6 protein-coding genes are annotated in these 6,382 nt (G+C 59.2%); 5 read left to right on the forward strand and 1 reads right to left on the reverse strand.

Annotated features, from left to right (window positions below; genetic code table 11):
• Positions 1-48 precede the first annotated feature (48 nt).
• On the reverse strand, positions 49-1,227 hold the full coding sequence (locus LBK75_03535) for a hypothetical protein (GenBank protein MDR1157365.1): 1,179 nt from the start codon (positions 1,225-1,227) through the stop codon (positions 49-51).
• A 376-nt stretch (positions 1,228-1,603) separates the two neighbouring features.
• Between LBK75_03535 and LBK75_03540 the strand changes: the two genes are divergently transcribed.
• From LBK75_03540 to LBK75_03560, 5 genes are all read left to right on the forward strand, one after another.
• Positions 1,604-2,119 (forward strand): zinc ribbon domain-containing protein, encoded by a 516-nt coding sequence (locus LBK75_03540; protein ID MDR1157366.1) that lies wholly within the window; start codon positions 1,604-1,606, stop codon positions 2,117-2,119.
• A 75-nt stretch (positions 2,120-2,194) separates the two neighbouring features.
• On the forward strand, positions 2,195-3,175 hold the full coding sequence (galE, locus tag LBK75_03545; protein MDR1157367.1) for a UDP-glucose 4-epimerase GalE: 981 nt from the start codon (positions 2,195-2,197) through the stop codon (positions 3,173-3,175).
• A gap of 152 nt (positions 3,176-3,327) precedes the next feature.
• A complete protein-coding gene (locus LBK75_03550; GenBank protein ID MDR1157368.1) occupies positions 3,328-4,299 on the forward strand; it encodes an S-layer homology domain-containing protein in 972 nt (323 codons plus the stop codon).
• Positions 4,300-4,439: 140 nt separating this feature from the next.
• Complete coding sequence (locus LBK75_03555) at positions 4,440-5,006, forward strand: RNA polymerase sigma factor (protein ID MDR1157369.1); 567 nt, start codon at positions 4,440-4,442, stop codon at positions 5,004-5,006.
• Complete coding sequence (locus LBK75_03560; protein MDR1157370.1) at positions 4,996-6,249, forward strand: hypothetical protein; 1,254 nt, start codon at positions 4,996-4,998, stop codon at positions 6,247-6,249. The genes LBK75_03555 and LBK75_03560 overlap by 11 nt, the downstream gene beginning before the upstream one ends.
• The last annotated feature ends 133 nt before the right edge of the window (positions 6,250-6,382 follow it).

Consider the following 6,382-nt stretch of genomic DNA (forward strand, 5'->3'; position numbering starts at 1 on the left):
CAAACCGCCCAACAACCGCGCTGACGGGTCCGTCGGCGCCGAGCATCCTTATTTTGTGATGAAATCCAGAATTTCTTTCAGACGCTGCGCCTCATCCTCGATGGTGAGGAACTGCTGCTTATGCAGATTCTTCCGCTCGTCGATCTCGGCGCGTATGGCGGTAATCTGACGCTCCAGATCTTCGATGACGGCGTTCTGACGCGTCACAACCTCGTCGGTGCGCGCAGCAAATTGGGTGGCATACTCGTTGAGCCGTGTCACGCGATCGATGCCGTCATTGACCAATTTTTCGAAATCAAACCCGGAGGACGCCACGATGCGGATGATGATGGAGCGGCGCAGTTCCACCGGCAAAGAATCCGGTAGGGTCTTCATGTACTCTTCGATCAGGTAAATGGTATCGATACCGCTCAGCTTCATGCGGAAATTTGTGTAGAGCTCCGCTGTATCGAGATATCGGTCCACCGTGGAATCGACAGCCGGGGTATCGGCCCAGAAACTGTCGATCAGGGAGTTGCCCGGAGCGCCCTCAAACGGGACCGATCTGTTGCCGAAGGAATAAGAATTCGAGACGGAGAGATGGGCGTAGAGATTTTTTTCCGCCTCGGGGGAGATATAGGCGGCCCGGTAGGCGGGGGACTCGGGGGGCCGCTGGACAAAGGGTGCGGGCGGCGGCACGGGCACGGGGGGCGCCACGGGCCGCGGCGGCTGATAGGCGGCCGGCGGCGTATAAACCGGCGGTGCCGCAGGGGCCGGCGGCGGTACGGAGGCTGCGGGCGGCGGTACCGTCGGACGCACCGCCGGAGGGGTAGAGATCGCCGGCGCGGGCGCCGGCGTCGCAGCTGCGGGCGGGGTCACGGGCATGGCTGGCGGCGTATAGACCGACGCGGCGGCGGGTTCAGACACCGCCGGTTCGGGTGCCGCGGGCTCGGCGGGTTCCGAGACAACAGGGGCCGGCGGCGGTGCGGCCGGCTTTCGGGCGGCGCGCGAAGACTGTGCCTTCGGCGCGGACCCTCTGGTCTTGGCGGATGCCTGTGCGGCCGGCGGCGGAGCCTGTCGGGCGGGGGCGGATTTGACGTCAACGGCGGCGCTTGGGGGCGCGGCGGACGCGGACGCCGGCGCAGATTCCTCAGGAACCGCCGCATCCAGGTCGTCATCCGCCTTCTTAATCATGCCCATGCGTTCCAGCATATCCGCCATTTTTCGATTTTCTTTTTTTGGAGCCAAAACAAAAACCTCCCGCTCTATGCCGTACCGGCGGCGATTGGGTACCTCTTATCACCTGAAGCATCACTTCTGCCGATGCGGCACAAAGCTGTGAAGAGGCGCCCGATTGACAAGAGACGGCCGTACATGCAGATATCTCTGGAGACCTTGCCATATGCGGACCCGCTACTAAAATAATCGTAATTTATTCTATACAAAAATACGCGAAATGTCAAATATAATTCTCAAACGCCCGGAAAGAAATTGGATGGCCGACGAACGGCGAAAAAACTCTGTACAAAGGGCGGGCAAGTATTGTAAAATAGGATCCATGGTTCGGCGTGCACCCGCTGACCGGACAAGCGTCAAAAGACAGGCCAAAGAGAGAGGGAGTCGTATGATCTGCGCAAATTGTCATCAGCCGATTCGGGACGGCGCCCGGTACTGTTCCTACTGCGGGCTGCCGGCACAGGCCGCGTCACCGTCGCCGTCGTACGAACCCCGACAGGTCTGGGAGGCGCCCCGGGCGGTGTGGACGGCGGACCCCTATGTGCCCGCCGCTACGCCCGTTTTATCGCGTCCCCTGTGGCCGCCCGTGCCCGAGCGGGCGGAGCGAGCCGCCGCGCAGAGCGCGCGGGGCGCACAGGAACAAGAAGCGGCCCCGGAGATTTTGTCTGCGGCGCGGCTCGTGGGGTATTTTTTTCTTATGCTGGTACCCCTCGTCAACCTGATCTGCGCCTGCGTGTGGTCGTTTGGCCGATGCGCCGGCGCGCAGCTCAGGGCGCTGGCCCGTGCCTCGCTCATCATTATTCTGACCGTTTGGATCGTCTTGGCGGGGCTTGTCTATCTGGCCATCGTACACAGCCTGCCGCAGATCAACGCGCTGTTGGACGTTCTGTTCGGGTCGATGTAGGGCCTGCCGGAAAGATTTTTCAAAATACCGGGAACTTATGGGGAAAAAGATCGTCTCAAATGTAAGGAGAACGCAATGTCGATTTTAGTGACTGGCGGCGCCGGCTATGTGGGCAGCCACTGTGTGGCGGCGCTGCATGCGGCGGGAGAGGACGCCGTGGTGCTCGACGACCTGACGCGGGGACACCGCGCGGCCGTAAACCCAAAGATCCGTCTGTATGCCGGATCCCTGAATGACCCTGCCTACGTGGGCGAAATATTCCGCCGAGAGCGGATCGAAGCGGTTTTCCACTTTGCCTCACTGTCGCTGATGGGCGAAAGCATGAAAAAACCGGGCCGGTATTTTCTCAACAATGTGGCCGGCGCAGTCAATCTGTTGGAGGTGATGTGCACACACGGCTGTCCGCCGCTGATCTTCTCGTCCACGGCGGCCGTCTATGGGCATCCGGCGTCGGTGCCCATCCGGGAGGATGCGCTGAAACGGCCGACAAGCCCCTACGGAGAGAGCAAACTGATGGTGGAAAACGTGCTCAAATGGTACGGCGTCGCCTATGGGCTGCGCTACGTGGCGCTCCGTTACTTCAATGTGGCCGGCGCCGCGTCCGGCGGAGGCATTGGAGAGGACCACCGGCCGGAGACGCACCTGATTCCCGTCGTGCTCCGGGCCGCGCGGGAGAAGACGCCCGTGAAGGTGTTTGGAACAGATTACCAGACGGTGGACGGTACCTGTGTGCGCGATTATATCCACGTGGAAGATCTCATCGACGCACACTTGGCGGCCCTGCGGTATCTGCGCGGCGGCGGCGTGTCCGACGACTTCAACCTTGGCCTGGGGCACGGATTTTCGGTGCGGGAGATCATCGAGTCCGCCCGCCGCGTGACCGGTGCGGCCATCCCCGCGGAAGCGGCGCCCCGGCGCGCCGAGGACCCGGCGGAACTGGTCGCGTCGACCGAAAAGGCCGAACGTATCCTCGGGTGGAAACCCAAATATCTGACGCCGGACGAGATCATTGCGTCCGCCTGGCAGTGGTATCGCAGCCATGCGGAGGGCTATTGACATTCCGCACGTTTACTATACCACATGTTGTAATCAAATACAATATGTAGTGGGGACTTCTGCGGGAAATGCGTAAAATTTTTGCGTAAATTTTTGTGGTAAAGCGAGGAATTTTAGTGAGAAATTTTTCAAAAAGTATGTTGTGTGCCGTGATGTCTGCGGTTTTACTGCTGAGTACGGGTCTGTTTTCCGCCGCCGCGATTGTCGGAGGGGACATCACGCGGATGACGGATGCGTCCGAACCGATCCCTACCTCGGGGACACAGCCGGAAAATCCGTTTGCGCCGGTCTCTGTGAAGGCGCCGTATGAGCTCGGTGAGGGTGAAGACCCGGCGTTTGTCGTGTTGGTGGAGAACCGCGGCGAAGAGGACCCGGCCCACATCATCCCCCGTTCCGCGTATCAGGACGAAGCGGTGGCCGCGCGGGTGTATGACGGCGCAGGCGCGTTCAGCGCGCGTTACCTCGGGTGGGGTGTCTTTTCCGATACGCAGGGCCGCTGGATGGACGACGCGGTGCGTTACCTGTCGGCCCGCGGCGTGGTGCAGGGTGTGACAAACCCGGAGATGACGGACGGCGTGATGACGGCGCGGTTTGCCCCTGAGCAATCCGTCACGCGGGCGCAGTTTGTCACGATGCTGCTGCGGTTGCTGGACGCCGCGCCGGCGCGTGAAGACGGGCTCGCCTTCGGCGACGCGGAGGAGATCCCCGAGTGGGCGCGGGAGGCCTTTGCGGACGCCGCGGCGCTCGGCATTGTCCGCGGCGACGCGCAGGGCGACGCTCGCCCGAACGACACGATCACCCGGCAGGACATGGCCGTCATGGTATACCGCGCGATGGAGAAATTCGAGATGCTGCCGGCCTTCTTCACACTGGAGTTCCTCATCTTTGACGACTGGGACGATGTGGCGGATTACGCCGCTGTGCCGCTGCAAAATCTCGCAAAGATAAAGCTTTTAAATGGCACAGACGGGCGGATGAACCCCAAAGGCGTGACGACCCGCGCCGAGGCCGCCCAGTTCCTGTACAATCTCCTGCTCCGTGACGCCGCTGAAGCCGCCACCCCGGCGGACACCGAAGAGACCGAACCCTCTGCCGGCGCCGAAGAGACCCCGGCGGAGAGATAAAAATACATGTTCACAAGGGAGGGGGACGCCGGTCATGCCGGCGTCCCCCTCCCTTGTGAAGAAAAATATGCAGGAAAACGTGAACCGTTTTCGATCTCGTGACGATTACCAAGTGAAGGGATTGAGAAAGGAGGTCGCATGTGATAGAAACGCTACCGATCATTGCCGCCGCGGTACAGGCGGTTCCGGCCCGCGAGATGACCGAAGCGCGGCTTGTGGATGACTTCGGCGGGGCAGTCTACAAGTTCTGCCGGCGTATCACAGGCGCAAAGGACGACGCGGACGAGCTGTTTCAAGAGACATATTTAAAAGTGTTTTCCCAGATGGCCAAGGTTCAGAAAACCCAGAACCCGCAAAGTTTCCTGCTTTCGACGGCGGCATATCTGTGGAAAAGCAAGTGCAGGAAATACGCCCGCAGAAATAGGCTCGCGCCGGAAGCAGAACTCGAAGCCGCCGACAGCGGCGGCACATCCGCACCGAGTACAGAGGACGAGTATCTGTGGCAGGAAGAACAACTTGCCGTCAGGCGGCTTGTAGGCGCTTTGCCGGACAAGCTGAAAATCCCGGTCATTTTGTACTACGCCAATGAAATGAGTGTTGCCGACATAGCGGCAGCGCTGCAAATCCCCACGGGAACCGTTAAGAGCCGCTTGCATAAGGCGCGCGGAATCGTTGAGAAAGGACTGGTTTCAGAGTATGGCTGCTGACCGCAGAACGGACATTGACGCGATGCTCCGCGGAGCGTTGTCCAGCTCGGAAATGCCGGGCACAGATCTTATAAACAGAGTCAAGCATCACTCGCATCGGGAGAATTCCTTCACGAGAAGTTTACACCGTCCCCATTTTGTCGCCGCCGTTATCGCGGCCGTGGCACTGGTGGCGCTCGGTACAACCGCACTCGCAGCGACGGGCGTGCTAGGCAACATCTTCGCGGTTATAACAGGGGACGGAAAATACAGTCCGATTGCCAATGGTTCGCGAAAGGCGATGGTTAAGAGCGGTTATGTCGAGACTGTAAATGTCTCTGCCCCTGCGGAATCCGGCGGCAGTGCACTTGTACTGAATGGCCATTACGCCGACAGCAGAGAGTTCGGCTTTAGCTTCACTCTTTCGGATGCGGAGATTCCCGAGGAATACGATCGGTTGTATGTAAGCGACTTGAGTTTGGAGATGACAAATTCATTTGGAAAAATTTACCATTTTGAATGGGTCATTGACGCAGAAAACAACATTGAAAGTCGTGTGTTCCCAGGCGGGCACTACTTCTCTGACCGCAACCCTGACGGTACAAATGAATACAGCTACGAACCCGGCATCGGCGACTTCACCGTGAACGCCGACTATGTAAAAGCTGACGACGGCACGTATGACATCACAGTAATCGTTGCGTCCATAGAGAGCGATATTTTCATCGCCGAAAATGTGCACATCGAAATCGGCGGGCTGACGTTTGTATGCCCTGGCGATCTGCAGGACGATGAAGCCGTAGACAAGCGTGTCGCCGTTGACGGAGGTTGGGCGTTCGACTTTGACCTTCACAGCAAGTACGCCAATGTCGAAACGCTGACGTACGCTGTTGCAGAGAACGCCACTGCAAACGGTGTGGAGATAACAAGTGTGACAGTTCAACCCGGAGTTTGCAGGATTGAAGCCATGATTGACTTTGCCAAAAGCGGTCTGGACAACCCAAACAGTACGGCAATTTCTGCGGAAACAGGATTCCCAAAAGCCAAGTATGACTTGATGGTTGTAGGCGTAAGAGCACAAGACCCGAAGGGCCATGTATATGGCGATATGTCAAACGACTTCATGGACTATGACGGCGATGTGGTGACGTGCTGGTTTGAAATCGAGAGCATGTATTTCGATGTGCCGGAAACGCTGACGCTCGAATTCAGAGGTGCAAATGAAGGTATAGTGGTGGAAGTGCCGCTTGTGCTGGAAAAATAGGTGCAACAATAGTTAAGGGAGTGGACGCCGGCGCGGCCCGCGTCCCCACCCCTGTGGAACAGCGCGCCAAAGCCGGCGGCGCGATGACCGGCTCGCCCACCCGGCCAATTGTCCCCCGGTCCCACGTGTATAA

The organism is Oscillospiraceae bacterium, from assembly GCA_031265355.1.
Classification (GTDB): domain Bacteria; phylum Bacillota; class Clostridia; order Oscillospirales; family UBA929; genus JAIRTA01.

Coding starts and splice junctions, on each gene's coding strand:
- LBK75_03550 (MDR1157368.1), top strand. CDS start 3,328: ATGTCTGCGGTTTTACTGCTGAGTACGGGTCTGTTTTCCGCCGCCGCG.
- LBK75_03540 (MDR1157366.1), top strand. CDS start 1,604: ATGATCTGCGCAAATTGTCATCAGCCGATTCGGGACGGCGCCCGGTAC.
- LBK75_03560 (MDR1157370.1), top strand. CDS start 4,996: ATGGCTGCTGACCGCAGAACGGACATTGACGCGATGCTCCGCGGAGCG.
- galE (MDR1157367.1), top strand. CDS start 2,195: ATGTCGATTTTAGTGACTGGCGGCGCCGGCTATGTGGGCAGCCACTGT.